Annotated in this window: 26 protein-coding genes; 11 read left to right on the top strand and 15 right to left on the bottom strand. The window is 71.4% G+C overall.

Features of this window, described 5'->3' with window-relative positions; genetic code table 11:
• Positions 1 to 4: 4 nt before the first annotated feature.
• From FXF68_RS10915 to FXF68_RS10890, 6 genes are read right to left on the bottom strand one after another with little or no spacing between them, the layout of a single operon-like run.
• Positions 5 to 715 (bottom strand): lipopolysaccharide biosynthesis protein, encoded by a 711-nt coding sequence (locus tag FXF68_RS10915; protein ID WP_148758794.1) that lies wholly within the window; start codon positions 713 to 715, stop codon positions 5 to 7.
• Positions 702 to 1,841 carry a glycosyltransferase gene (locus FXF68_RS10910; protein ID WP_148758793.1) on the bottom strand — a complete coding sequence of 380 codons (1,140 nt, stop codon included), beginning with the start codon at positions 1,839 to 1,841 and terminating at the stop codon, positions 702 to 704. Before FXF68_RS10910 ends, FXF68_RS10915 begins: the two co-directional genes overlap by 14 nt.
• The gene (locus FXF68_RS10905; RefSeq protein ID WP_246178621.1) at positions 1,838 to 2,530 is read right to left on the bottom strand and encodes a polysaccharide deacetylase family protein; all 693 of its coding nucleotides are present in this window, start codon (positions 2,528 to 2,530) and stop codon (positions 1,838 to 1,840) included. Before FXF68_RS10905 ends, FXF68_RS10910 begins: the two co-directional genes overlap by 4 nt.
• On the bottom strand, positions 2,487 to 4,130 hold the full coding sequence (locus FXF68_RS10900; RefSeq protein ID WP_148758792.1) for a lipid II flippase MurJ: 1,644 nt from the start codon (positions 4,128 to 4,130) through the stop codon (positions 2,487 to 2,489). The genes FXF68_RS10905 and FXF68_RS10900 overlap by 44 nt, the downstream gene beginning before the upstream one ends.
• Positions 4,127 to 5,455 carry an O-antigen ligase family protein gene (locus FXF68_RS10895; protein ID WP_148758791.1) on the bottom strand — a complete coding sequence of 443 codons (1,329 nt, stop codon included), beginning with the start codon at positions 5,453 to 5,455 and terminating at the stop codon, positions 4,127 to 4,129. Before FXF68_RS10895 ends, FXF68_RS10900 begins: the two co-directional genes overlap by 4 nt.
• The gene (locus FXF68_RS10890; RefSeq protein WP_148758790.1) at positions 5,452 to 6,894 is read right to left on the bottom strand and encodes an exopolysaccharide biosynthesis polyprenyl glycosylphosphotransferase; all 1,443 of its coding nucleotides are present in this window, start codon (positions 6,892 to 6,894) and stop codon (positions 5,452 to 5,454) included. Before FXF68_RS10890 ends, FXF68_RS10895 begins: the two co-directional genes overlap by 4 nt.
• A 396-nt stretch (positions 6,895 to 7,290) precedes the next feature.
• Between FXF68_RS10890 and FXF68_RS10885 the strand changes: the two genes are divergently transcribed.
• Positions 7,291 to 8,529, top strand: coding sequence for a L,D-transpeptidase (locus FXF68_RS10885; protein WP_246178620.1), 1,239 nt, complete (start codon positions 7,291 to 7,293; stop codon positions 8,527 to 8,529).
• A gap of 52 nt (positions 8,530 to 8,581) precedes the next feature.
• Here the strand turns inward: FXF68_RS10885 and FXF68_RS10880 are convergent, their stop codons facing one another.
• Both FXF68_RS10880 and FXF68_RS10875 read right to left on the bottom strand, forming a co-directional pair.
• Positions 8,582 to 8,899: a hypothetical protein gene (locus tag FXF68_RS10880; RefSeq protein WP_148758789.1), complete on the bottom strand. Its 318-nt coding sequence runs from the start codon at positions 8,897 to 8,899 to the stop codon at positions 8,582 to 8,584.
• Complete coding sequence (locus tag FXF68_RS10875; protein WP_222869888.1) at positions 8,893 to 9,309, bottom strand: ATP-binding protein; 417 nt, start codon at positions 9,307 to 9,309, stop codon at positions 8,893 to 8,895. The genes FXF68_RS10880 and FXF68_RS10875 overlap by 7 nt, the downstream gene beginning before the upstream one ends.
• A gap of 121 nt (positions 9,310 to 9,430) precedes the next feature.
• On the opposite strand from FXF68_RS10875, the gene FXF68_RS10870 reads away from it, so the two are divergent.
• The 3 genes from FXF68_RS10870 to FXF68_RS10860 are packed head-to-tail and all read left to right on the top strand — an operon-like array spanning position 9,431 to position 10,625.
• Positions 9,431 to 10,240 carry a helix-turn-helix domain-containing protein gene (locus tag FXF68_RS10870; protein WP_148758787.1) on the top strand — a complete coding sequence of 270 codons (810 nt, stop codon included), beginning with the start codon at positions 9,431 to 9,433 and terminating at the stop codon, positions 10,238 to 10,240.
• Positions 10,237 to 10,425 carry a DUF397 domain-containing protein gene (locus tag FXF68_RS10865; RefSeq protein ID WP_148758786.1) on the top strand — a complete coding sequence of 63 codons (189 nt, stop codon included), beginning with the start codon at positions 10,237 to 10,239 and terminating at the stop codon, positions 10,423 to 10,425. Before FXF68_RS10870 ends, FXF68_RS10865 begins: the two co-directional genes overlap by 4 nt.
• Positions 10,426 to 10,442: 17 nt before the next feature.
• Positions 10,443 to 10,625 (top strand): DUF397 domain-containing protein, encoded by a 183-nt coding sequence (locus FXF68_RS10860; protein ID WP_148758785.1) that lies wholly within the window; start codon positions 10,443 to 10,445, stop codon positions 10,623 to 10,625.
• A gap of 58 nt (positions 10,626 to 10,683) precedes the next feature.
• On the opposite strand, the gene FXF68_RS10855 is transcribed toward FXF68_RS10860, so the two are convergent.
• From FXF68_RS10855 to FXF68_RS10840, 4 genes are all read right to left on the bottom strand, one after another.
• Positions 10,684 to 11,028, bottom strand: coding sequence for a hypothetical protein (locus tag FXF68_RS10855; protein WP_187437850.1), 345 nt, complete (start codon positions 11,026 to 11,028; stop codon positions 10,684 to 10,686).
• A gap of 24 nt (positions 11,029 to 11,052) precedes the next feature.
• Positions 11,053 to 11,811 carry a hypothetical protein gene (locus tag FXF68_RS10850; RefSeq protein WP_148758783.1) on the bottom strand — a complete coding sequence of 253 codons (759 nt, stop codon included), beginning with the start codon at positions 11,809 to 11,811 and terminating at the stop codon, positions 11,053 to 11,055.
• A gap of 62 nt (positions 11,812 to 11,873) precedes the next feature.
• Positions 11,874 to 12,155: a hypothetical protein gene (locus FXF68_RS10845; protein ID WP_148758782.1), complete on the bottom strand. Its 282-nt coding sequence runs from the start codon at positions 12,153 to 12,155 to the stop codon at positions 11,874 to 11,876.
• A gap of 73 nt (positions 12,156 to 12,228) precedes the next feature.
• Positions 12,229 to 12,819: a nucleotidyl cyclase domain-containing protein gene (locus tag FXF68_RS10840; protein WP_148758781.1), complete on the bottom strand. Its 591-nt coding sequence runs from the start codon at positions 12,817 to 12,819 to the stop codon at positions 12,229 to 12,231.
• Between the two features lie 352 nt (positions 12,820 to 13,171).
• Here FXF68_RS10840 and FXF68_RS10835 point away from each other — a divergent pair, with 352 nt between their 5' ends.
• The gene (locus FXF68_RS10835; protein WP_187437849.1) at positions 13,172 to 14,266 is read left to right on the top strand and encodes a DUF5753 domain-containing protein; all 1,095 of its coding nucleotides are present in this window, start codon (positions 13,172 to 13,174) and stop codon (positions 14,264 to 14,266) included.
• Between the two features lie 110 nt (positions 14,267 to 14,376).
• Complete coding sequence (locus FXF68_RS10830) at positions 14,377 to 15,210, top strand: SAM-dependent methyltransferase (RefSeq protein ID WP_148758779.1); 834 nt, start codon at positions 14,377 to 14,379, stop codon at positions 15,208 to 15,210.
• Positions 15,211 to 15,220: 10 nt separating this feature from the next.
• On the opposite strand, the gene FXF68_RS10825 is transcribed toward FXF68_RS10830, so the two are convergent.
• On the bottom strand, positions 15,221 to 15,553 hold the full coding sequence (locus tag FXF68_RS10825; RefSeq protein WP_187437848.1) for an ATP-binding protein: 333 nt from the start codon (positions 15,551 to 15,553) through the stop codon (positions 15,221 to 15,223).
• A 582-nt stretch (positions 15,554 to 16,135) separates the two neighbouring features.
• On the opposite strand from FXF68_RS10825, the gene FXF68_RS10820 reads away from it, so the two are divergent.
• Positions 16,136 to 16,714: a DUF5919 domain-containing protein gene (locus tag FXF68_RS10820; RefSeq protein WP_246178619.1), complete on the top strand. Its 579-nt coding sequence runs from the start codon at positions 16,136 to 16,138 to the stop codon at positions 16,712 to 16,714.
• Positions 16,715 to 17,024: 310 nt separating this feature from the next.
• Here the strand turns inward: FXF68_RS10820 and FXF68_RS10815 are convergent, their stop codons facing one another.
• Together FXF68_RS10815 and FXF68_RS10810 are read right to left on the bottom strand one after the other, a co-directional pair.
• Positions 17,025 to 18,089: a S1 family peptidase gene (locus tag FXF68_RS10815; protein ID WP_187437847.1), complete on the bottom strand. Its 1,065-nt coding sequence runs from the start codon at positions 18,087 to 18,089 to the stop codon at positions 17,025 to 17,027.
• 242 nt (positions 18,090 to 18,331) lie between these two features.
• Positions 18,332 to 19,387 carry a S1 family peptidase gene (locus FXF68_RS10810; RefSeq protein ID WP_148758775.1) on the bottom strand — a complete coding sequence of 352 codons (1,056 nt, stop codon included), beginning with the start codon at positions 19,385 to 19,387 and terminating at the stop codon, positions 18,332 to 18,334.
• Between the two features lie 493 nt (positions 19,388 to 19,880).
• On the opposite strand from FXF68_RS10810, the gene FXF68_RS10805 reads away from it, so the two are divergent.
• The 4 genes from FXF68_RS10805 to FXF68_RS10790 all read left to right on the top strand — a co-directional run bounded on the left by FXF68_RS10805 (position 19,881) and on the right by FXF68_RS10790 (position 24,419).
• Positions 19,881 to 21,173, top strand: coding sequence for a coiled-coil domain-containing protein (locus FXF68_RS10805; RefSeq protein WP_148758774.1), 1,293 nt, complete (start codon positions 19,881 to 19,883; stop codon positions 21,171 to 21,173).
• An 85-nt stretch (positions 21,174 to 21,258) separates the two neighbouring features.
• On the top strand, positions 21,259 to 22,359 hold the full coding sequence (locus FXF68_RS10800) for a serine hydrolase domain-containing protein (RefSeq protein WP_148758773.1): 1,101 nt from the start codon (positions 21,259 to 21,261) through the stop codon (positions 22,357 to 22,359).
• A 195-nt stretch (positions 22,360 to 22,554) separates the two neighbouring features.
• A complete protein-coding gene (locus tag FXF68_RS10795; protein WP_148758772.1) occupies positions 22,555 to 23,466 on the top strand; it encodes an ATP-binding cassette domain-containing protein in 912 nt (303 codons plus the stop codon).
• Positions 23,463 to 24,419, top strand: coding sequence for an ABC transporter permease (locus FXF68_RS10790; RefSeq protein ID WP_342787118.1), 957 nt, complete (start codon positions 23,463 to 23,465; stop codon positions 24,417 to 24,419). The genes FXF68_RS10795 and FXF68_RS10790 overlap by 4 nt, the downstream gene beginning before the upstream one ends.
• The last annotated feature ends 26 nt before the right edge of the window (positions 24,420 to 24,445 follow it).

The following is a 24,445-nucleotide window of genomic DNA, read 5'->3' as shown; positions in this document are numbered from 1 at the left end:
GGGGTCATGGCCGCAGCTCCGCGTCGGCCGGGCCCGTGATCAGGACGCGGGGCACGGTGCGGCGCCGCGTCGGGCGGCGGCCGCTCAGCGCGGCGGCGCTCAGCCCGGCGAGCAGCACGCCGGACGCGGTGCCGGCGCCGATGCCGAGCACCGGGTTCGGCGAGGCGGGCGCGCCGGGCGGCGCGGCGCGGCTCATCGGCGCGACCCGGACGCCCGTCTCGGCGCGGTGCGCCGCCCCGTAGCGGACGAGCGCGTCCGCGGCGGCGTTGGCGAACGCGGCGGCGGCGCGGGACGTCGGCGCGCTGCCGGTCAGCTCGATCAGCGGCGTGTCCGGCGAGGTGGACGCCCGGACGTGGTCGCGCGGCGACCCGCCCGCCCCCTTCGGCAGCGGCAGCGCCGAGTACCCGAGGGTCTCCGGCAGCGGCGCGAGCCGTCCGAACGTCTGGGCGAAGTTCACCGCGGCCGGGCCGTCCGTCCGCGCGTCGTTCACGACCAGCACGTAGGCGTTGGCCGTGTAGGTGGCGGGGGTGAGCAGCACGTACCCGAGCCCGCCGAGGAACCCGGCGACGACGAACGCGAGCGACGGCCCGAACCGCCGCAGCGCCGCCGCGAGCAGCGCGCGCCCGACGCCGGGCACGGGGACCGCCGCGCGCCCCCGCCCCTTCCTCACCCGCCCGCGGCTCGCCCGCCTCCGGTAGATGTCATGTGACGGCATCCTGCGCCTCCTCTCGTTTCGGAACGCCCGCGCGGCCAGGGGTTTCCGGGAGGAGGTAGAGCCGGGCGAGCCGCGCGGCCTGCTCGGCGATGTCGTAGCGGGCGACGGCGGGCGGCACCCGCGTCCGGTCCCGGGGCGCGCGGGCCTCGCGGTCCAGCTCGGCGGCCCAGCGCGCGGCGTCCGGGGGCAGCCGGCGGGCGGCGGCGGGCGCCTCGCCGGGCGGGAGGTCGTCGAGCGCGGGGCAGGTCGTGTACCGGACGGGCAGCCCGGCGGCGAGCGCCTCCAGCACGCCGAGCCCGAACGTCTCCTGGACGGACGGCGCCGCGAACACGTCCATCGCGGCGAGCGCGCCCGCGACGTCCGAGGTGCCCCCGGCGAAGACGACCCGCCCGGCGGCGCCGAGGTCGCGGGCCCGGCGCTCCAGCGCGGCCCGCTCGGGGCCCGCGCCGACGAGCAGCAGCCGGACGCCGTCCAGCGCCGCGACCGCCTCGATCAGCAGGTCGAACCGCTTGGTGGGGACGAGCCGTCCGACCGCGCCGACGACCGGCTCGGTCAGCCCGATGCCGAGCCGCCGCCGGGTCGCGGTGCGCCGCCCCGGATGGAACGCGAACGCGGCGGCGTCCACGCCGTTCGGGATCACGGTGATCCGGCCGGGCGGCACGCCCCAGCCGCGCAGCCGCGCCGCGACCGTCGGGGACACGGCGACCGTCGCCGAGCCGAGCCGCTCCGTCGCCCGGTACAGCGTCCGGACGCCGCGCGTCACGGCGCGCCCCTCGATGTGGCCGTCGCCGAGGGAGTGCTCGGTCGCGATGATCGCGGACGTGCCGGCGAGGCGGGCGGCGACGCGCCCGTACACGCACGCCCGGTACAGGTGGGTGTGGACGACGTCGTACCGTCCCCGCCGGATCAGCCGGACGAGCCGGGGCAGCGCGGCGAGGTCCCGGTTGCCGCGCATGCCGATCTCGTGCACGGGGACGCCGGTCCGGCGGATCTCGGCGCCGAGCGTGCCCGTCCGGGTGAGGGTCGCGACCTCGCAGTCCACGGGCAGGTGCCGCAGCAGCAGCGCGAGCTGGCGTTCCGCGCCGCCGTGCTCCAGCCCGGTGATGACGTGCAGGACTCGGGTCACACGCGGCTCCGGCGGCGCAGCTCATGCCGGACGATCTTGGCCCGCAGCCGCACCGGCCCGTCCCGGTCGCCGACGTAGGTGCGGGGCAGCGCGTGCCGTCCCGGCTCGTCCGGGGAGATGTCGCAGGCGTAGTCGTACCCGGCGGCGCGGACCGCCTCGACCTCGCGGGCGGTCGCGTGCCCGTACGGGTAGGCGAACCCGGTGACCGGGCCTTCGACGAGGTCCTCCAGGACGGCGCGGCTCTCCTCCAGTTCCTCGCGCAGCTCGGTGTCGTCCGCGCCGGGGAGGGAGACGTGGTGGCGGCCGTGCGAGGCGATCTCCATGCCCGCGTCGGCGGCGGTGCGGATCTGGTCGGCGGTCATCAGCGGTTTGCGCGGGCCGTCGTCCCAGGCGTTGTAGGCGCCGATGCGCCCGGACACGACGAACACCGTCGCGCCGAACCCGTACCGCAGCAGCGCCGGGACGGCCCGCGTCACGAAGTCGGCGTAGCCGTCGTCGAAGGTCAGCCCGACGAGGCCGCGGGCGCGTCCGGCGGCGTGCGCGTCGAGCAGCTCGCCCGTGCCGACGCCGCGCAGGCCGCGCGCCCGCAGCCACGCCATCTGCCGCGCGAACCGCGCGGGCGAGACGGTGACGAGGTGCGGGTCCTCATCGAAGTGGTCGACCGAGTGGTACATCAGCACCAGCGGCACCGGTCTGATCACTTCCGGCGGCCGCGCCGGCGCGGTCACTCGGGTCGGTTCGGTCGGACGGCTCACTGGTCTCCCCCGATTCGGTGCGGTGCCTGGCGGCGGTCCATGAGGCGACGAGTCCGGGCCCCACGAGGACGAGCAGGACGGCGAACACTGCGGTGGTCACCAGCCCGCCGGCGGCGAGCTGGACGATCCCGGCCGGGACGGTCGCGGCGACGGCGAGCCCCGCCGCGCAGGCCCCGGCGGCGGCGAGCGCGAGCCGGGACACGTCGGCGGCGACCCGGCGCAGCGAGATCGGCGCGACGCGCGCGCGCAGCCCGAACAGCAGCAGGACGGCGGCGAGCGTGATCCCGGCGGCGTTCCCGGCGGCGAGCGCGAGCGTCCCGAAGGACGCGGCGAACGCGGCCCCGATCGCCGCCGTCGCCGCGAGGCCGAGCAGCAGCACGGCGGCGGGCCGCCAGGTCGGCCGCCGCCCCGCGAAGAACGCCCGCGCCGCGAGCCCGACCGCCGTCTGCCCCCACAGCCCGAGCGCGTAGACGCGCATGATCGACGCCGTGCCCCGCGTGTCGGCCGCCGTGAACTCGCCGTGCTCGAACAGCACCCGCGTCACGGTCGGCGCGAACGCGACGAGGAACGCGGTCGCGGCGAGCACCATCGCGCTCGCGATGGCGAGGTCCCGCTGGATGCGGCGGGCGACCTCGCGGACGTTGCCCTCCGCGGAGGCGCGGGCGAGCTTCGGGAACGTCACCGTCACGACCAGCAGCGAGATCACCATCGGGACCTGCGCGACCTTCTGCGCGTAGTTCAGGTGCGAGATCGACCCGGCGGCCAGCTCGGAGCCGAGGAACCGCTCGACGAACACCTGCGCCTGCCGGGTCACCGTGTACACGACGATCGGCGCGACGGCCGCGAGCCCGAGCCGCGTCTCGAGGTCGCCGGACCGCGGGACCGCGGGCGGCAGCCGGTCGGGCGCGCGGAGGCAGCGGACGAACGCGGGCGCCTGCACCGCCACCATCAGGACGCTCCCGAACGCGATCCCCACCGCCGCGCTCGTCACGCCGATCGTCCCGGACAGCGCGGCGATCAGCAGGAGGATGCCGATGTTGTTGACGATGTAGATCGCGGCGGGCGGCCCGAACCGGTGGTGGGCGCGCAGCGTGGCGCTCATGAACCCGGCGATGCCGAGCGTGACGACGGTGACCGCCGTGAGCCGCACGCACTGGACGCCGGGCCCGAACTCGGTGAGGCCGGGGGCGAGGAGCCGCATCACTAGGGGCGCGCCCACGATCAGCGTGACCGTCACCGCGGACAGGCCGGCGACCAGCCGCGGCAGGGTCGAGGCGACGAGCGGGCGCGGGCCCTCCCCGCGCGCGAGGAGCCGGGTCATGACGGGGATCATGAGGAGCGCCATGGCGTCCTCGATGAGCAGCGGCGTGACGGTCTCGGGGATCGTCCAGGCGACGAGGAAGGCGTCGGTCCTGCCGCTCGCGCCGAACAGGTGCGCCATCGTCAGGTCGCGGACGAAGCCGAGCCCGTTCCCGGCGGTGATCAGCGCGCCGGACAGCGCGGCGGCCCGTCCCACCGAGCCCGCGCGCGTCATGCCCGCACCTCCCGGGAGTGCCGCGGCCTTCCGAAGTCGCGCACGTTCCCGAGGGAGCGGGACGCGACGACGCCGAGCACGACGGCGGTGAGCGCGCAGGTCGGCCCGCCGAGGTCCGCGTACAGGAAGTTGACCAGCAGGAACGTGAGCAGCGCGACGCCCGCGAGCCAGAACGGGTCGCGGACGCGGCGGCGCGCCCACAGCCCGGCGGCGAGCGCGGCGGCCAACGCGGCGAGCCCCGCGAACCCGAACACGCCCTGCTCGGACAGGAACAGCAGGTACTCGTTGTGCGGCGACAGCAGCGGCTGCCGCGCGTACCCGTGGACGGGGTCGGACGTCTCGCTCCCCGACGACAGCTCGATCCCCGCGTACGCGTCGCGGTAGGCGGGGAAGTTCTTCACGCCGACGCCGGTCCCGGGATGGTCCTCCCAGATCCGCAGGGCGGCCGACCACAGGTGGTAGCGGTCGTCCACGGAGCGGTCCGGGGCGCCGACCGTCCCGGCGAGGGACCGCGACCGGTCGACGACGGCCTGCGCGCCGCCGCCCGCGCCCGCGACCGTCACGACCAGCAGCGCCGCGCAGCAGGCCAGGACCTTCGCGGCCGTCCACCGGTCGAACACGACGAGGACCAGGACGGCGGCGGCGCCGAGCGCGACCCAGGTGCCCCGGCTGAGCGAGAAGGCGAGCGCGGCGCCGAGCACGCCGAGCCCGGCGAGCGCGCCGAGGACGGCGGCGACGCCGCGTCCCGGCGCGGCCAGCGCGAGCGCGGTCAGCACGAGGAACGCGATGCCGACGACGACGGACATGGCCATCACGTCGGCCGCGCCGAAGGTGCCGACCGCGCGGATGTTCCGTCCGCTCATGGCGGCGCCGTGCTCGGTGAGCGCCTGCCAGATCCCGAACGCGGCCTCCGCGAGCCCGAGCCCGAGGACCGACCCGCACACGATCGCGAAGTCGCGGCGGTCCCGGACGAGCACGACCACGGCCAGCGGGACGAGCACGAAGATCTGCGCGTCCCGGACGAACCCCGGCAGGCTGGACGCGGTGTCCGCCGAGCACACGGTGCTGATCCCGAGCCCGGCGACCAGCGGCCCGAACGCGGGCAGCGCCCGGCGCGGCAGCTCGGCCCGCCCGGTGACCAGCAGGAACGCGGCGACCGCGACCAGGCAGGCGGTGGCGGCGTCGGCGGGAGTGACCTGGGTGCCGGAGCCGACCGCCCGCGTCCCGGCGGGGATCGCGACGCTCGCCACGGTCGCGGCGACGAGCCAGCTCGGCCGCCGCGGCAGCGCCGGGAGTCGGACGGGCAGCGCCGCGACGGCCGTCATCCGGCGTCCCGGACGATCAGCGCGCGCACGGTGAGCAGCAGGATCCGCAGGTCCCCGGCGAACGTCCAGTGGTCGATGTAGTGGTTGTCGAGGCGGGCGCGCAGCTCGATCGAGGTGTCCCCGCGGAACCCGTGGACCTGCGCCCAGCCCGTGATCCCCACCGGGACGCGGTGCCGCAGCACGTAGCCCGGGCAGGTGCGGGAGAACTGCTCCACGAAGTGCGGGCGCTCCGGGCGCGGCCCGACCAGGCTCATGTCGCCCCGGACGACGTTCCACAGCTGCGGCAGCTCGTCCAGGGAGCTGGCGCGCAGGAAGCGGCCGACGCGGCCGGTGCGGTCGGCGCCGGTGACCGTCCAGCGGGTGTCGGACTCGCGCTCCTCGACGTGCTTCAACGTCCGGAACTTCAGCAGGACGAACTCCTCCCCGCCGAGTCCGACGCGGCGCTGCCGGAACAGCACGCCGGGCCCGTCCTCCAACCGCACGGCGGCGGCGCACACGGCGAGCACCGGCAGCGCGAGGACGAGGAGCGCCAGGCCGACGACGATGTCGAGCAGCCGTTTCGCGCGTCGCGCGGCGGGTTCGCGGAGCCCCCAGGTGACCCGCGCGCACGGCAGCCCGGCGAAGGACTCGCGCCGCGCCGCCGCCACCGGGACGACGTCCCACGGCGGCCGGACGAGCAGCGTCTCGCACGGCAGCCCGAACGACATGCGCAGCACGGCGGCGAGGTGCTCGGCGCGCAGGTCCTCGGCGACGACGACGAGCGTGTCGACGCCGTGCCCCTCGACCAGCGCGGGCAGGTCGGACAGCTCGCCGAGCACGGGCGCGGCCGGAGCCTCCGCCTGCTGGTCGGCGGGCGGGTCGGTGGCGAGCTGCCCGACCGCCGCGAGCCCGAACTCGCCGTGGTCGCGCAGGACGGACACGAGGTGCGCCGCGGTCCGGCCGGTCCCGACGATCAGCGCGGCGCGGGACCGGGTGCGGCGGCACCGGTACGTCCGGACGGAGGCGTTCGCGAACGCGCGGGCGGCGAGCGACGTCGTCCCGGCGAGCGCGGTGATCAGCAGCGCGGCGCCGTACCCGCCGTCCAGCAGGATCGCCGCGAACCCGCCGACGAGCAGGATCCGGGCGAGCAGCGGCGGCGCGTCGTCGAAGAGGGAGGGGCTGCGGCGCGTCCGGTAGAGCCCGCCCGCGGCGTTGCACGCGACGGCCGCGACGCCCGCCGTGCCGGGGACGACGCCGCCCGGCCGCGCGACCGCGACCGCGACGGCCATGGCCCAGCCGTCCGCCACGGCGAGGCACACCGGGACGAGGACGGCGAGGAGCCGCGCGCCGCCGGCGGCGCGGCGGTACGGGACGGCGGGGGCGAGGACGGCCGCGCCCTGGCCGAGGTCCGCCAGGGCCGCATCCGGGTCGACGGACGGACTCAACCCCTGGGCTCTCATCGTGGTCCCTTCACAGACAAGAACTCACCGGAAGGTGACTGTGCGGCGCCGTCACGGGCGGCCAGGATCAGGATCGCAGCGCGCCACGTCCCGGCCCGCCGCTTTTAACCGCCCCCGCCGCATTCTTGAAGAGAAGATCGAAAGTGGTTCTGACCTGCGTTGACATCCCAACGAACCCGCATCGCGACGGCAAAGCGGAAGCCCTGTCACAATGAACGGCGGAAGATCCTGGAACCGGCCGCGAGCGGTGAACCTTCGCGGGACCATGGACGTCACAAGCATCGGAGGCCGTGATCCGACCGTCCCGCCCTCCGCGGTGGGCCGGGCGGCGCCCGGGCCCTTCCGTGAGCGATCTTGTAGCCGGTGCGCGGACCGGCGGGCAGATGAGGGAGAGCGGTGCGAGGTAAGGCCATGGTGCTGGCCCTGGTCCTGGGGTTGGCGACGGCATGCGGCGGGGGCTCGGAGACCGGCGGCGGCGGGACGACCGCGAAGGGCGGCGAGGACGGCTCCCCCAAAGTGATGATCACCCCCGCGGACGGCAGCGGAAAGGCCCGTCCGGACCAGGGCGTCACGGTCACCGCGTCCGGCGGGACGCTCGGCCAGGTGTCGGTGAAGCTGAAGGGCGTCGAGGTGCCGGGCACCCTGTCCGCCGACAAGACGCGCTGGCGCTCGCAGTGGACGCTGCGGCCCGGGGCGAGCTACCAGGTGTCGGCGACGGCGACGTCCACGAAGGGCAAGTCGACGACGGCGACGAGCGCGTTCCGCGCCAGCCGCGCCACCGCCGCGACCCGCGTCAACAACGTCGTGCCGAGCGAGAACGAGACGGTCGGCACCGGGATGCCGGTGTTCGTCCAGTTCAACAAGGCCGTGCCGGAGAAGGCCAAGGCCGCGATCGAGCGCAGCATCGAGATCTCGTCGTCCACCCCGACCGAGGGCGCGTGGCGCTGGCTGTCCGCCGGGGAGTCGTTCAACGGCCTCCCGTCGATCGTCTTCCGGCCGAAGCACCCGTGGAAGCCGCGGCAGAGGGTCAGCGTGACCGTCCACTACGCCGGGCTGAAGATCGGCGACGACGTCTACGGCGACCGCGACGTCACCCGGAGCTTCCGGATCGGCGACTCGCACACCGTCAACATCAATTCGAGGACGCACCGCGCCGTCGTGAAGAAGAACGGCCGCGTCATCCGGACGTGGGGCGTCAGCCTCGGCACCGGCGGCGACGTCCAGGGGGACGGCGTCGACCACCTGCTCACCACCAGCGGCATCCACCTCACGATGGACCACGTCCGCCTGGAGCGCATGCGCCCGCCCGGCAAGAAGAAGGGCGACCCCGGCTGGTACGACGAGAAGGTCCCGTGGGCGACCCGCATCTCCAACAGCGGCGAGTACATCCACCAGAACATGGACGACCCGTCCTGCCTGGGCAACCGCAATTGCAGTCACGGCTGCGTCCGCTCCCCCGCGAACGACGCGCAGTGGTTCTTCCACTGGTCCTACCGGGGCGACCTCGTCACCATCACCGGCACCAAGCGCACCCTCGCCTGGACGAACGGCTGGGGCCTCTGGCAACTCCCCTTCAACACCTGGACCAAGGGCAGCGCCCTGGGCAACCCGATAACCACCGCCACCCTCCGCTGACCCTCACCGTCCGGGTGACGGGCTGGAAAACCGTCACCCGGACGCCCTTCCACTACCAGGTGGACGGGAACATCCGGTGCTTCAATAACAGGTCGATCTGCTCGGCCGCCGCGTTGGCGTCCCCGCACGGAGACAGATAGCCGGAACGCCCCTTCCTCACATCGTGAAAGGCCCAGACGCCACCGGGCGCGGCCCACACCCCGACAACCACCCCGACGTCCTCAGCGACCCCACTCGCATAAACCCACAGCATCGGCTTGGGGAATTCGCGCCCGTAAAGCTTCACGCACCGCCACCCGCGCGCTTTGACCGCGAGCGCCAGCACATCCAGATACCGGACGGCCCGCCGCCTCCGCCAGCGCCTCAGCACGAGATCTCCGCCCAGACCCATTTCCCCACCGGCCGCGTCATCGTGACCCCGTAGCCGGACGCCAGCGCCCGCACGATCTGGAGCCCGCGCCCGCCCTCCTCATGCCCCGGCTCCAAAGCACAAGGGTCAGGCCGCACGTCGTCGACCTCCACGACGGGCCGCAGCACCGGCAGATGCCCCGACGAATCCCACACCGCCACGACGACGCACCCGCCGTCCCGCCTGAACCGGACCCTGATCTCTTCGCCGGGCGTGCTCTCGACCGCATTGGCGACCAATTCCCCGACGATCAGCAGAACATCATCGACGACCCTCGAAAGCCCCCATTCAAAAAGCCGCCCCTCCACCGACACCCGCACCCGCCGCGACACAGTCCGAGCAGCCAAACAAGAAATGTCCAACTCGCCCACCTGCGCAACTTTCGCTCCCATTTCACCCGCCCTCCTTCCCTTCCGTTTCGGGGACAAGAGTGGCCGCGGCGAGTTAATTTCGGAAGGTTCGTGAAGCAGATGCATCACCGGAGGAACGCCGATGAGTCGCGCCGACGCGCTCCGCCCCGACTTCTCCCTCTGGCACCTCATAGCCGTTGAGCTGCGCAGACAGCGTCAGATCCGGAAGATCTCCGGAGCCGCCCTCGCCATCATGCTCGACTGTGATCGCTCAACTGTTGCACGGTACGAATCGGGCGATGTCCAACTGCCCATCGCGCGCGCCAGGATCCTGGACCGCGAATGGGGCCTGCTGGGCTTCTTCGAGAACCTCGTCAAACACGCCAAAAACGCCCAAGACCTCGACTGGTGGGAGACGTTCAAGGAATACGAGCGGCGAGCGAACCTCGTCAAGACCTACGAGCCCTCACTGATCCCCGGCCTCCTCCAACGCGAGAACTACGCCCGCGCCGTCTTCGAGATAGGCCGCCGGACGGACGTGGACGAGGCAGTGGCGGAACGCCTCGCTCGTCAGGAGATCCTCACTCGCAAGGACCCGTGCAAGCTCATGGCCATCTTGGACACGGCAGCCGTTCTCCGCGCCTTCGGAGACGCGGACGTCATGCGCGACCAGCTCGGCTACCTCCTTGAGATCTCCGAGCGTCCGAACGTCTTCCTTCGCGTGACTTCCGATCGCCTGGTCGGCTACGACTGCATCGGCGGCGGATTCACCGTCCTTCAGACGCCTACGGGAGACCTGGGCTTCGCCACCTATGGATCGACGGGCCACATCTCGCTCGACCCCCTCGACGTCCAGGATCAGGCGATAAGGTATGACCAAATCGGCATGTCTTCACTGACCGTCGAGGCAACCCGAGCCTTTCTCCGTAAGACACTGGAATCGATATCATGATCAGTAACTGGCGTAAATCGAGTCACTCGGAAGCACACGGCAACTGCGTCGAACTGGCCGCCCTCCCCAACGCCGTCGCCTTCCGCGACAGCAAGGCCCCCCACACCGGCCATCTCGCTCTCACCCAGGAAGCATTCACCGCCCTCCTCAGCCAAGCGAAGCTGGACAGACTGAACCCCCGCTGAAGCACTGAGGAGACCTCGTGCAGTCACTCGCGTGGCGCAAGAGCAGCCGAAGCACCCAGGGCACATCCGAACAGTGCGTCGAACTCGCACAACTCCCCGATGGCATCGGCCTTCGCGACAGCAAGGCCCCCGACGCCGGGAACCTCGTCCTTACGCGACAGGCGTTCGCTGACCTCGTCCAGCAGGTGAAACACCGCTGACGTCCTCCCGCTAGTGCAGCCCCGCAGAAGTCCTTGTGGGTCGTGGGCAGTGCTGTGATCACGCGGTGTAATCGGCGAGGTGGATGATGGCGGCGGTGTCGAATGCCTCAGTGGGGTGGCCGGTGTCCCGGCCGGTGGTGAGCTGGCTGGGGACGTAGGTTTCGGTGGCCGGGTCGTATATCGCGAATCCCCATTCTTCGTCGTCGCCGAGGTATTCGATCCGGCAGAGTTTGATCTGCTCGTTCATGCCGGGGAGGAAGCCGTCCCAGGCGATCAGGTAGCCGAACGATCCGCGCCAGGTGATGGTCACCTCTTCCAGCCTCGGCCTGTGCTGGGTGCCATGGTGATTGACGATGTATGCGATGCGCTCTTTGAGGCGTTCGGGCGGGACGGGCATGTTCACAGTGTCTCCGACGGGTGCGCGTTGTCAGGCTGCGCCGTGACCGGCGAACGCCGCCAGGTGTTGGACCTCGCCGTTCCTGATGACCGTGATGCGCCTGCGGCCGGGAAGGTCCACGAACGGGCACCCGGACGACCCCGACCGCAGCGAGGTGCCATCGAGCCACAGCAGTTTGCCGGAGTCGAGCCAAGGGGCCAGTTCGAAGTCGTAGCTGGCGACCCTTGGCATGTCCCAGTCCCAGCCGCCCCCGCCGGACTCCCGGTACTTCGGGTACGTGTTCGTGCCCCACAGGTTCACCAGCCGGACGCCTTCCGGCCGTGGCCCGAAGTAGCTGACGGCCCACCCGGTGTGCCTGCCGACCGGCACCTCGGCGATCACCGCCCGCACACCGGGGCCGCCCAAGACACGCGGCACCACGAACGGCGCCTCCGGACCCGGGACCACGGCGAACGGCGGGTGCTCAACGGGCTCCGCCAACCGCATCGCACCCGTCATGGCGAGCCAGTCGGCGGGCCGCGTGGACGACGGGCGGCGAACGGGCGACTCGTAATCCCAGAACAGGCCGTCAAGGCCGAACACGTCGATCGGCCAGGTCACCGGCGCGCCGGTGGCAGGGGAACAGGCCACGGTCACGTCGGGCAGCAGCGCGCGGTACCGGCGGTTGACCTCCCGGACGCGGTTGAGGTCCGGCGACTTCTGGTCCGCCAGACGCGCGCTCGCTGCCAGCAGGCGGGCGCGCTCGGCGGGAACCTCGTCCGGTTCCCATCGCGCGACCGCACCGTCCATCACGCCGAATCTCCCCTCCCTGCCGCCCATCCTCGCAAGTACTCCGCGGGCGTCGGGCTGGGCTACTGCTGCCGACAGCCGTCCGCGCCCAGGAAGCCGTTCCACACGAAGGCCGTGCGGCAGCGATAGGTGCCCGCGGCCGAGCCGAACCGGATCAGGACCGTTAATCCCTGGCCGTCGCAGAGGTTCGCGGAGAGATGGTAGCCGTCCTGAGTGGCGGTGCGGTTGCCGGAGAAGCACGTGACGTCCGGTACGGCAGCCGCATGTGAGGGCGGCATGGAAAGCAGCGGTCCCGCGAGTGTCGCCGCAGCGGCGGCGATGGTGAGTCGTCCGGTGAGATGCATGATGCGTCCTTCACGTCTGGGGGGTTCTCACATGTTCAGCCCCCTAGTACCCCGGCCTCACGGGACAATCGCGTCAGAGTAGGGGTTGCCAGAGCCAGGCAGGAGTTTTGCGGACTTCTTTGTAGGTGACGGTCGTCGGACGGTAGGCGCGCTGGTCGCCCGGGGTGGCTTCGGTGAAGAGGGCGTCCGAGATGATTGCGGCTAGGTCGGTATCGGTGGCGGCCACCGTTTTCCGCAGTGCTTGAGCTTCCAGGAGACGGAATAGTAAGAGAGTGGCGGGGCCGGTTACACCGTAGTCGTCGAAATGCACGGGGCCGCAATGCAGAGCGACGCGCATGCGAAGACGAGGGCCGGGTCCCCGGTTCCCATGGCGGAGCAGGATGTTCAATCGGTGCAGCATCGGGTCGAGATATCGCTCGGCCGGAGTGATGAGGGGCGCCACGATCAGCACGCCGTCGCCCCGGTCCTCCCGGTAACAATCGGTCCATGGGAGCCCGGCCATGGAGAGGGTCTGTTCGAGGGACCAGTACATGCGGTGCCGCACCTTCGCCTGGGCGGGCGTGTCAGGGTAATGCGTGCCGAATGCGACCACGTCTGTGGCGAGCAGAATGCACGGAACCATGGGCAATATCGATCGGCCGTCCAGATATTGTGAGAGTTTCACACGTTCTCCCCGCTCGCGGCGCCCGGCGCGGGGGAGGTTCGCCCCCTTCGCAGGCTTGGTCTTCTGTGAGTCACGATGGCCGCTGATACGCCGCTTCGCTGCCGTTTGGCCGGAGTCCGGACATCTCCGGATGGATCTCGATCAAGCACCGGTGTACGGCGGCACGGCCGACCGGACTATTTCCGCTTTGTCGATGAATGTCCCCTCAACTCCGGCGGACCGGACGGTGGAAATGGGACGTGATGCGGCTTTGGCGCTACGATGCCGATCAGCGTTACGCAGCTCGCGAGATTGGACCACCAGGATGGCCGCCGCCGGCAGAGATCGAATAGTCCAGGAGTTCGCCGCCGAAATGGCGCTCGCGATGTATCGCGCCGGGGCGAGCCTCCAGGAGATCGAGAGCATGTCCGGCAAGATCAAAATGCGGGTGGGCGACTTCAAGTTCGTCACGCTGTGCAGCTCGACCATCCATGACCAGCTGCACAGCGGCAAGCGCAAGCGGCTGCCCCGCTGGGAGTGGGTCGCCTCGCTGATCACCACGCTGCGCGTGCTGGCGGCCGGGCGCGAGCGGAACCCCGAGAACATCGGCACCCTCGCCGAATGGAAGCTCAAATACGACGCGGCGCAGGCTCGGTACCGGGCCTGCGGAGCGACCGTGGACGACGCCGCGCCGCCGAGCCGCGCCGACGCCGCGCTGGCCGAGCACCTGGCCGCCTCCCTCGCCATTCACGGTGCGGACGGCGGCGCTTTACGCGGGACGGCCTCGTCGGCGCCGGTCGAAGACCCGGAGGAAACATGGCGGGCGGGACTTCTTGAGCTGGCCATGCGCACCTACGCCGGACGCTGGTGGCCCGATCGGTACACCGACGTCATATCCGATTCGTTCGCTCCCTATCTGAGCCTGGAACCGGCCGCCCGCGTCATCCAGGGCTACGAAACGCAGTTCATACACGGTCTTCTGCAATGCCCCGAGTACGCCGAGGCGGTCATCCGACTGGAACACGGGGACGCGCCCGCCGACCAGATCAAACGGCGCCTCGAATTGCGAATGCTCCGGCAGAAGATTCTGTACCGGCCGAATCCGCCGAACCTGTGGGTGGTGCTGGACGAGACGACGCTGCGCCGCGAATACGGAGGCCCGCGAGTGCTCCGTGCGCAGATCCGGCATCTCATCACGATGATCGAATTGCCGAACGTCACCGTGCAGGTTCTGACCTTCGACAAGGACGGCGGTTGCCTCCCTTCCGAGGGGCCGGTGGCCGTCCTGCGGTTCCTTGAGTCCCATGTGCGGGATGTGGTCTTCCGTGAGAGTTCTTCCGGCGGAAGCTACCCGACCGATGAGGCAATCATCGACTATTGGGTCGTGGCGCTGGATCGGCTTTCCGTCCGAGCCCAGCAACCCCATGCGACTCGGGAGATACTGGAACGGCGGCTCAGGGAGATCTGATCTCGCCCGCGGGGTTGCCCGACTGTGGCAGGCTTGATTTCCTTTGCTTGGGACGAGGCCCGGCGGCAACCGATCTCGGCCCGGAGATCCAGTCTTCCGGAGGGGACCCCATGACCGGCGACGAGCAATTCTGGGACGAGGCGGAAAAGGACCTCACCGCAGGGATCGACACGTCCGTGCCGCACTCGGCGCGCATCTGGAACTACTGGATGGGCGGCAAGGACAACTACCCGGTCGACCAGGAGGCGGGCGACCAGTTCGCCGCCATCTATCCCGGGATCGTGGACATGGCCCGCACCTCCCGGTATTTCATCGCGCGCATGGTCCGGTTCCTCGCCGAGGATTTGCGGATGCGGCAGTTCCTTGACATCGGAACCGGCCTGCCGAGCCACGACAACACCCACGAGGTGGCGCACCGCGCCGCCGCCGACGCGCGCGTTGTCTACGTCGACAACGACCCGCTGGTGCTCGTCCACGCCCGCGCGCTCCTCACCGGCGCCCACGGCGAGGCGACCGACTACATCGACGCCGATCTGCGCGATCCGACGGCGATCCTGGAGAAGGCGCGCACAAAACTCGACTTCCAGCAGCCGATAGCGCTGATGCTCATGGGCGTCCTCGGCCACCTGCCCATCGAGGACGACGACCGCTACGCGCTCGGGATCGTCGAGGAGTTGAAGGAGGCACTCCCGCCAGGGAGCTATCTGGCGCTTTACGATGGAACCAATACCAGCATGGCTTATGTAGAGGCGATCCGGCTTTACAACGAGGGCGGCTCGCTTCCCTATTACCTGCGCAGCCCCGAACAGCTCGACCGGTACTTCGAGGGATTCGAGCGACTCGAACCCGGGCTGGTGCAGATCCAGCGCTGGAGACCCGACACCCCGCCACTGGCCGAGGACCCCGAGATCGACGCCTGGGGCGGCCTCGCCCGCAAACCCTGACCGGGAACCTTCATAAGGCGATCGCGGCCCATACCCATTTTCCCGTCGGTTCGGTCTTTCTCACCCCGCAGTCGGACGCCAGCGCACGCACGATGTGAAGCCCGCGCCCCCCGTCCGCCCGACCCGGCTCCAAGGCGCACGGGTCGGGCAGGACGTCGTCCAGCGTCATCTCCACCACCGGCCGCAGCACCGGCAGCTCGGCGGACGAGTCCCACACCGCGAATTCGACCACCGTCACCGCTCGCCGGAATCGGACGTGGATATCCCGGTCCGGCGTGCTCTGTACCGCATTGGCGACCAATTCGTCCGCGATGAGGAGAACGTCGTCCACGATCTCGCGCATCCTCCATTCGAGAAGGCGGAACCGCAGCAGCGACCGCACCCGTGCGGGGACCGCGAGCGATGCCGGAAATATCGCGTCCAATCCCCCGGCGGTCCCGGCGGGTGAATCCGCCGGGTACCCGGTCATCCCGCCCACCGAAAACGCGCCGAACCGGCTGCGAACGCCCTTTCTCCACCCGCGCTCAACGGCGTGACCAGTGTGCCCCCGTGCACTTTCGGCATGGACCGGAACCGCCTTCCCTCAAGGGCTCGTCCGGCGCGGGATCGCCGGAGACCGTACTGTTCCCGAGCCATTGAGCATTCGCTACCCGCCCGGACACGTGAACACCGTTCTCAGGACGTCTGGGACGCTCTCGGGATACGGTCGCAGACGTCCCGTCCGTCCCCCGCAAGAGGCGGAGTAGGTATGCCCAACGAGTCGCTTCGGCAGGCGATGGCGAATGCGAGACTGACGGAGAAGGATCTCGCCGAAGCCTGTCAAGTGGACGCGAAGACGGTGGCGCGGTGGATGGCCGACGAAGCTCGCACGCCACACCCGCGGCACCGCTGGGCAGCCTCGGACGCCTTGGGAGTTGATGAGGGCATGTTGTGGCCTGACGCCATCCGCAAGAACGTGAAGACGGGACCCGACCGCGAGGTCATCGCGGTGTATCCGTACCGCTCCGCCTGCCCCAAGACGGTGTGGCGCCGCCTCATCAGCGAGGCGAACAAGGAACTGACCTTCGCGGGCTACACGAACTACTTCCTGTGGCTGGAGAACCCGAACCTCCGGGGCGTCCTCCGCCGGAAGGCCGAGGTGGGCTGCCGGGTCCGCTTCCTGCTCGGCGACCCGGACAGCGACGTCACCCGCCGCCGCGAGGCGGTCGAGGGCGTCCCCCTCACCGTCGGCACCCGCATCCGCATCACCATCGACGAACTCTCCAAGATCGCCGACGTGCCGGGCATCGAGGCCCGCTACGGCGACGACCACATCGCCATGAGCGTCTTCGTCTTCGACGACGAGATGCTGGTGACCCCGCACCTCGCGCACCTCGTCGGCCACGACTCCCCGATGCTGCACATCCAGCGCCAGCAGGAGGACGGCCTCTACGACCGCTTCGCCTACCACGTCGCCGAACTCTGGAACGGCGGCCGGACGATCACCGACCTCGTCCCCCGCTGAGTCCCCCGCTGAGTCCCCGCTGACAACGCTGGCCAGAGGCGGCAGGCTCCGCCGCCCGATTCGCCTGGCGCCGAAACAGGGGATCATCGTCCTCGGCCGGGTCGCGCCGTTCGGCATCGGCGCCGTGATCGGCGGCGGCGCGAACGCCGCGATGGCCGCGCTGACCGTGAAGGCCGGGCGCCGCGCGTTCGGCCCGCCCCCGGAGTCCTGGCCGGGCGAGACGCCCGGCGCCGACTGAGAGAAGCCGACTGAGAGAAGAGGAGTGGGGCTCCCGGGAGCGGGCCGGGAGCCCCACGTGTGGTTTCGCGTGTTACTTGAGGGTCAGGCCCTGGCCCTGGAGAACGACGTCCAGCGGCTGGAAGAACGACTGGAAGTTGCCGCCGCAGCCCCCCGTCGTGCCGCCGGACGTGATGCCGATCGCGGTGCTGCCGCTCTGCAGCGAGCCGCCGCTGTCGCCCGGCTGGACGCAGGCGTTGGTCTCGATCAGGCCGGAGACCGAGCCCTCCTGGTAGTTCACGGTGCGGTCGTAGCCGACGATCGTCCCGGACGTGGTGCCGGTCGTGGAGCCCTTCTTGATGATCTGCGTTCCGGCGGCGGGACGGCCGACGTCCGTGAGGTTGTCGTTGGAGACCTGGAGCGAACTGTTCGTAACTCGGATCGTTCCGTAGTCGTTGCCGGGGAACCGGCTCGCCGCGACGGTGCCGACCTGCTCGCCGCCGGACGTCGTCCAGGACGAGCCGATGTTCGTGCAGTGCCCGGCGGTGACGACGTAGTCACCGCTGCCGGTGCCGATCGCCGAGACCGAGCAGCGCGAACCCCCGGTCAGGATGGCCTCGCCGGGTCCGAGCGTCAGCCGCGGCGCCGCCGCGACCTGCTTGATCTTGACGGTGTCGCCCAGCGCCCGCGCCTTCTTCACGAACGCGGCGGTCGCGGCTCCGTCCGCGCCCTTCGGGACGTTGACGACGACCGAGTTGGAGTAGACGTCGACGCCCCAGGACAGGCCCTTCGTCCCGGCGCCGCCCGCGAGGCGGTCGAGCTTGGACTTGGCCGCGGCGAGCGGCCCGCCGCCGTGCGCGACGGTCCGCGGCGTGGCTCCGGCGGCCTTGACCTGCTGCGCGGCGGCCGCGCTGGTGACGTTGACGACGAGGTTCCCGGCGCGGTCGATGTACGAGCCGGCCTGCTGCGCGCCGAGCTTGCTCGTGAGCCGGTCGGACAGCGCGGTCAGCGCCTTCGGGGACGGCTTGGCGGGCGCGGCGGCGGGTTGCGCGGGTTGCGCGGCGGTGGCTGGAACGGTCCCGAATACGGGCGGCGCGACCAGGGCGGCGGCGGTCAGGATCGGGGGGAGCGCGCGTTTGAGGTGCACACCTCGGTTCACTTCGTCCACCTTTCGCCACCGGCAGTGTTGGGAGCGCCGGCGGCAGCTCGGGGGGATTGGCGGTGGCACGCGCCTGGTGGTGTCGGCGTCGTGCTGAGTAGCCAAGCTAGTGCGAAGAGCTACCTGCAACCAGTTTCAAGTCATAACTGAAATTTCAGAGTGACCTGAATGCGCCAATGCACGAGCCGTCCGGACACAGCAATGTGGGGCTCCCGGCCGAGGGGAGCCCCACACGAATTCCGCTAGCCCTGCTTGAGGGTGAGGTTCTGCGACTTCAGCGCGTCGTCCAGCGGCTGGAAGTACGACTCGAAACCGGAGCCCGAGCACGAGCTGGTCGCGATGCCCGAGGTGATCCCGATGGCGGTGCTGCCGCCCTGGAGCGAGCCGCCGCTGTCGCCCGGCTGGGCGCAGGCGCTGGTCGAGATCAGGCCCGTGACGTCGCCCTCCTGGTAGTTGACCGTCACGTCGTACGCCTTGATGGACCCGGACGTCGTCCCGGTCGTGGAGCCCTTCTTCTGGATCTGGCTGCCGACCGGCGGGCGGCCCACCGTCGTCAGGTTGGCGTTGGTCACCTGCACCTGGCCGGAGCTGCGGATGAACCCGTAGTCGTGGCCGGGGAAGGTGCCCGCGATGGTGGTGCCCACCTGCTGGCCGCCGGACGTCGTCCAGGACCGGCCGATGTTCGTGCAGTGCCCGGCGGTGACGACGACGTCGCCGCTGCCGCTGCCGATCGCGGACACCGAGCAGCGCGAGCCGCCGGTCAGGATCGCGTCGCCGGGGCCGAGCGTCACGCGCGGCGCTCCGTCCACGCGCTTGATCTGGACGGCGTCGCCCAGCGCCCGCGCGCGCTTGATCAGCGCCTTCGTCGCGGCGTCGTTGTCACTCTGCGGGACGCGCACGACGACCGCGTTGGAGACGACGTCCACGTTCCAGACCATGCCGACCGCGCCGGGCGTCCCGGCGAACTTGTCCAGCTTGGCCTTGACGGCGTTGAGCGGCTTGAGGCCGTGCTTGACGACGCGGGCGATCGCGCCGGCGTCCGTGACCTGCTTGGCGGCGGCCTTGCTCGTCACGTTCACGACGAGGTTTCCGGCGGCGTCGACGTAGGTGCCCGCCTGCCGGTCGCCGAGCCTGCTCGTGAGCTGGTCCGCGAGGGCGGTCTGCGCGTGCATGTAGGGCGTGGCGGGTCGCGCGGGCTGGACGGCGGCCGTCGCGGGAACGGCGCCCAGCGCGGGGAGCGATACCAGCGCGGCGCCCAGCAACGGGACGACGCGTTTGAGGTGCGCACCACGATTCACTTTTGTCCACCTTTCGCCACCGACTACCTGGGAGCGTCGGCGGCAGCTCGGGGGTTGGCGGGGGTTACGGGACCTGGTGGGGAGGTGCCGTGTGGGAGCAACGTACTTCGATCACCTGGCGGTAACCAGATTTCAGGGCGTGGTCAAAATTTCAGCGTCCGACGAATGCGCGCCTTTGGACGGGTCCCGTCCGCGCCGACGGAGGAAGCCGCGACCTGGCCTTTCACAGCGCGGCGGAGGCTCCGCCGCGTAGAAACCGCGATTTGCGGGCGCGTTTCGGCGTCGCTTACCGCTGCCGAAGAGCGCGCCGATCCGCGCGGCCGGGGCGCCGGGCGGCGGCGAGCGGCGGGCGCGAATCCGGTCACCGCGAGTGGCGATGCGAAACGGGGCGTCGTCGGCGAGGGACGCTCCTCACACCAAAACGGCATGGCTCCCGCCATTCCGCTTGACGCGCTCCATTCCAGGAAGCATGCCGTTTTACTAGGATGCCTCCGTGCATGGAGATCAAGACGGCCTGGAAGGACGGCCCGCCGCCGTCGCGGGGGGCGCCGACATCGTGACGGCGCCGCTCCAGCCGCCGGTCGACGAGGCCCCTGCCACCGATGACGTCGGCGCGGCGATCGCGCCGGGCCCGGCAGTCGCGCCGGTTCCGCCGAGCGCGGCGGTTCCGCCGGTCGCGCCGAGCGCGGCGGTCGCGCCGGTCGTGCTGGAGCGGTCCGAGGCGGAGGTCCGCGCGTTCGCCGCCGACGTCACCCGGCTCGCCGGGCTGGTCGGCGAGCTGACCACGGCGGCGTCCGCGCTCGGCAAGCGGCTGGACGACGAGGTCCGCGGCGTCCTGGACAACGCGGAGAAGGCGCTCGCCGACGCGCGCGGCGCGCGGCAGCGGGCGGGCGAGGCCGACGACCGGACGCGCGACGCCGAGGCGCGCGCGGAGGCGGCCTTGCAGGAGGCCGCCGACGCGCGGGAGGAGCTCGCCAAGGGCCTCGCCGCCGCGAAGGCCAGCGTCACGGCCGCGCAGGAGAGCGAGGCCAACGCCTGGAAGGAAGCGGGCGCCCACCAGCAGGCCCGCGCCACGTCCGCGAACGAGGCCGCGCACGCGGACGGGCTCCGCAAGCGCGCCGAGGCTGCGTGGAGCACCGAGCACCAGGGCCGCGTGGACGCCGAGCGGGAGCGCGACGAGCTGGCGACGAAGTTCGCCGCCGAGCAGTCCGCGCTCGCCACGGCGCGCGCCGAGCTGACCGAGGCGCGTTCCGAACTGTCGGACGCGCGCGCCAAGCTGGAGGCGGCCGCGGAGAGCGAGCGGCAGTTGCGCGCCGAGCTGTCCGCCGCGAGGGGTGAGATCGCCGGGTTGACGGTCGAGCGCGACTCCGTCGCGTCCCGGGCCGCCGAGCTGGCGACCCGCGCCGACCGCGCCGAGCAGCGGGCCGACAGCGCGGAGGCGCGCGCCGACCGGGCCGACCTGCGGGCCGACACCGCCGAGATCCGCATCGACCGGGACGCCGCCACCGTCCGCGCCTTGCAGGACACCCTGCGCGCCGCCCTCGACCTGCCCGCCGTCGAAGACCTGGAGGACGGCCGCGGCGTTCAGGTCGGCGACGTCGCGGTCACCGCCAAGCTCGGCGGGCTGATCGGCGTCGACCAGGTCCCCGAGGTCATGGACGGGGAGCTGGCCGGACGGTTCGCGCGCGCGATCCTGGCCGTCCGCGTCCACCAGGCGACGCGCCGCCTCGGGGAGGAGGACGAGGTCGAGGCCGAGGCGGAGGCGGAGCCCGCGTCCGAGGAGTGAGCCGAGAACTGTCGGACGTGAGTGGCACGATCCTGCCGTGAGTTCGCGCGGTGGGGGGCCGCACGGGGCAGGGGGTGGCCGACGTATGCGGGATCAGATCCAGGACGTGCTCGACCGGCTCGTGGAATCGGGCGCGGAGACGGGCATCCAGGTAGCCGTCTTCCGGGACGGCGAGCAGGTGGTCGACGCGGTCGCCGGGGTGGCCGACGCGGAGACGCGGCGTCCGATGCTGCCGGACACGCCGGTATATGGGTCGTCGGCCGGTAAGGCGATGACGGCGACGGTCGTCCATGTGCTGGCCGAGCGGGGCGTGCTGGCTTACGACGACCCGATCGTGAAGTACTGGCCCGAGTTCGGCGCGCATGGGAAAGGGAAGACGACCGTCCGGCATGCGCTGACGCATTCGACGGGCGTGCCCGGCCTTCCCGAGGACATCACGCCAGAGGATCTGTGCGACTGGCAGAAGATGTGCGCGGCCATCGAGGACGCGCGTCCCTGGTGGGAGGCGGGCGAGAAGGCCGGGTACCACAGTCAGTCGTTCGGCTACATCCTCGGCGAGGTGGTGCGCCGGGCGACCGGCCGCCCGATCTCGGACGTCCTGCGCGACGAGGTCGCCCGCCCTCTCGGCATCGAGGACGAGTTGTATTTCGGCGTCCCCGAGAAGGCGCTGCCGAGGGTCGCACGGCTGGACGACCCGTCCGGCACGAGCGAACTGCCCGCCGAACTGATCGCGTCGATGCCGATGTTCAAGGTCGTCAACGGCTCCACGGCGGGCCCGCTGAGAGCGATGCCAAGCGCCGGGTTCGGGAACCGTCCCGACGTCCTGACGGCCGACATTCCGGCGGGCGGGACGATGTCCGGGCGGGCGGTGGCGCGCATGATGGCCGCGCTCATGGACGAGGTGGACGGCGTCCGGCTCGTCTCGCCGGAGCGGTTCCGCGAACTGTCGGCGGTCGCCCGCGACGACCACGACGAGGTCTTCGGCGGCCCGGCGGCACGCGCCCTCGGCTTCCTCGTCGGCGCCCCGTGGCCCGCCAAGGGCCGCACGGTGATCGGCTGGGGCGGCAGCGGCGGAAACGGCGTCTTCGCCGACCTCGCATCCCGCACGGTCATCGCCATCTCCAAGAACCGCTTCACCGCAGGCGACTTTTCCACCGCAAAAAAGATCAGCACACCCATCACCTAACCGCCGCCACGCACTCGTTGCCTGGGCGCGCATTCGGTCTAAGCGCAAGCTCAGTCCGCGCGCAGATGGGGCTCAGAGTTCTCTGGGCGCCGAGGTGTCCGGCGGGGTGGATCAGCAGGAAAGGGGGTCGAGGCTCACAGAGAACTCTCAGGCGTGCCCAGAGGACGCTCATTCCGGTCGGCGAGGCTGCCCGGCATGACGACGATCGAGGTACGCGGCCTGACCAAGCGGTACGGGCCGGAGACGGTGGTGGACGACCTCTCGTTCACCGTGGAGCCCGGCACCGTGACCGGTTTCCTCGGCCCGAACGGCGCGGGGAAATCGACCACGATGCGCATGATCCTGGGCCTGACCACGCCCACACGCGGGACGGTGCGCGTGGGCGGACGGGAATACGCACGCCTTCCGGTGCCGCTCACCGAGGTGGGCGCGCTACTCGACGCCGGGGCCATGCATCCGGGCCGCCGCGCGGACGACCATCTGCTCGCCATCGCGCAGAGCAACGGCATCCCGCGCACCCGCGTGGGACAAGTCCTCGGGCTGGTCGGCCTGGAGAAGGTGGCGCGGAAGCGGGCCGGGGGCTTCTCGCTCGGCATGCGGCAGCGGCTCGGCATCGCCGCCGCGCTGCTCGGCGACCCCCGGGTGCTGATCTTCGACGAGCCGGTGAACGGGCTCGACCCGGAGGGCATCCGCTGGATCCGCGGCTTCATGCGCGGCCTCGCCGCCGAGGGGCGCTCCGTGCTGTGCTCCAGCCACCTGATGAGCGAGATGGCGCTCACCGCCGACCACCTCGTCGTCATCGGCAAGGGCAGGCTCATCGCGGACACCGGCATGAGCGAGTTCACCCGCGCGAACGGCGAGGGCACGGTGCTCGTCCGCGCCGAGCCGACCGGCGACCTGGCCCGCCACCTCACCGTCGCGGGCGGCGCCGTCCGGCAGGGTCCGGACAAGGCGCTGATCGTCTCCGGCATGGACTCGGCCGAGATCGGACGCCTCGCCGCCTACCACGGCGTCGCACTGTCCGAACTGACCCCGCAGGCCCCCTCCCTGGAGGACGTCTTCATGGCCATGACCCGCGACAGCGTCGAATACCAGGGCGCGGCATGACCGCGGCGAAGCGAGGACCACGCCGCGCCCGACTCCGGCGGTCTGGCGGTCGCGCCCCGGAAGAGCAGGACGGCATGACCCCAGCGGAGCATGGCTCAAGCCGCCTCCGGCTCAGGCAGGCTGAGGGGCGTCCCGCGGGCGGCATGACGGTTGGGGTTTCGCATGGACGGGCCTCTGTGCGGTTCAGTGATCTGGTTCGCTCCGAGTGGACGAAGTTCCGCAGCCTCCGGTCCATGTGGTGGTCGCTGGCGGTCATGGTGGCGTTCAGCGTCACGATCACGCTGCTCGTGGGGAGCGACACCGGCGGCGAGTACCACGCCATGAGCGCGGCCGAGAAGCGGACCTGGGACCCGACCGGCGCCTCGCTGAACAGCTTCTTCGCCGGGCAGCTCGCGATCAGCGTGCTGGGCATCCTGGTCGTCACGTCCGAGTACGCGACCGGAATGATCCGCACGTCGCTGGCCGCGATGCCGCGCCGCGGGCGGCTGCTCGCCGCGAAGACGCTGGTGTTCGCGGTGATCGCGCTGGTGGCTGGGCAGGTCACCGCGTTCGCGACGTTCCTCGCGGGCCAGGCCGTGATCGGGCACCAGAAGGGCGTGCCGACCGCGACCCTCGGCGACCACGGCGTCCTGCCGGCGGTCCTCGGCACCGGCCTCTACCTCGCCGCGATCGGGTTGCTCGCGGTGGCGGTCGGGACGCTGATGCGGGCGACGGCGGGCGGACTCGCCCTCCAGGTCGGGATCACGCTGCTGGTCCCGGCGTTCGGCGGGCTCCTCCCGTCCTGGATCCGGAAGGCGTTCGCGTTCTGGCCGTCGCTCGGCGGCCCCGAGGTGCGGAACGTCCACCCCGACCCGGCGTATCCGCACGCGTGGATGAACCTCTCCGGGATGACCGCTGGCATCGCGATCCTGCTGGTCGCGGCGTTCGCCGTGTTCCGTCGCCGCGAGGTCTGACCGATGCCCGGGTGCCGCCGCGGAGC

Source organism: Actinomadura decatromicini, assembly GCF_008121305.1.
Taxonomy (GTDB): domain Bacteria; phylum Actinomycetota; class Actinomycetes; order Streptosporangiales; family Streptosporangiaceae; genus Spirillospora; species Spirillospora syzygii.
This window is presented reverse-complemented; position numbering and strand designations above follow the sequence as displayed.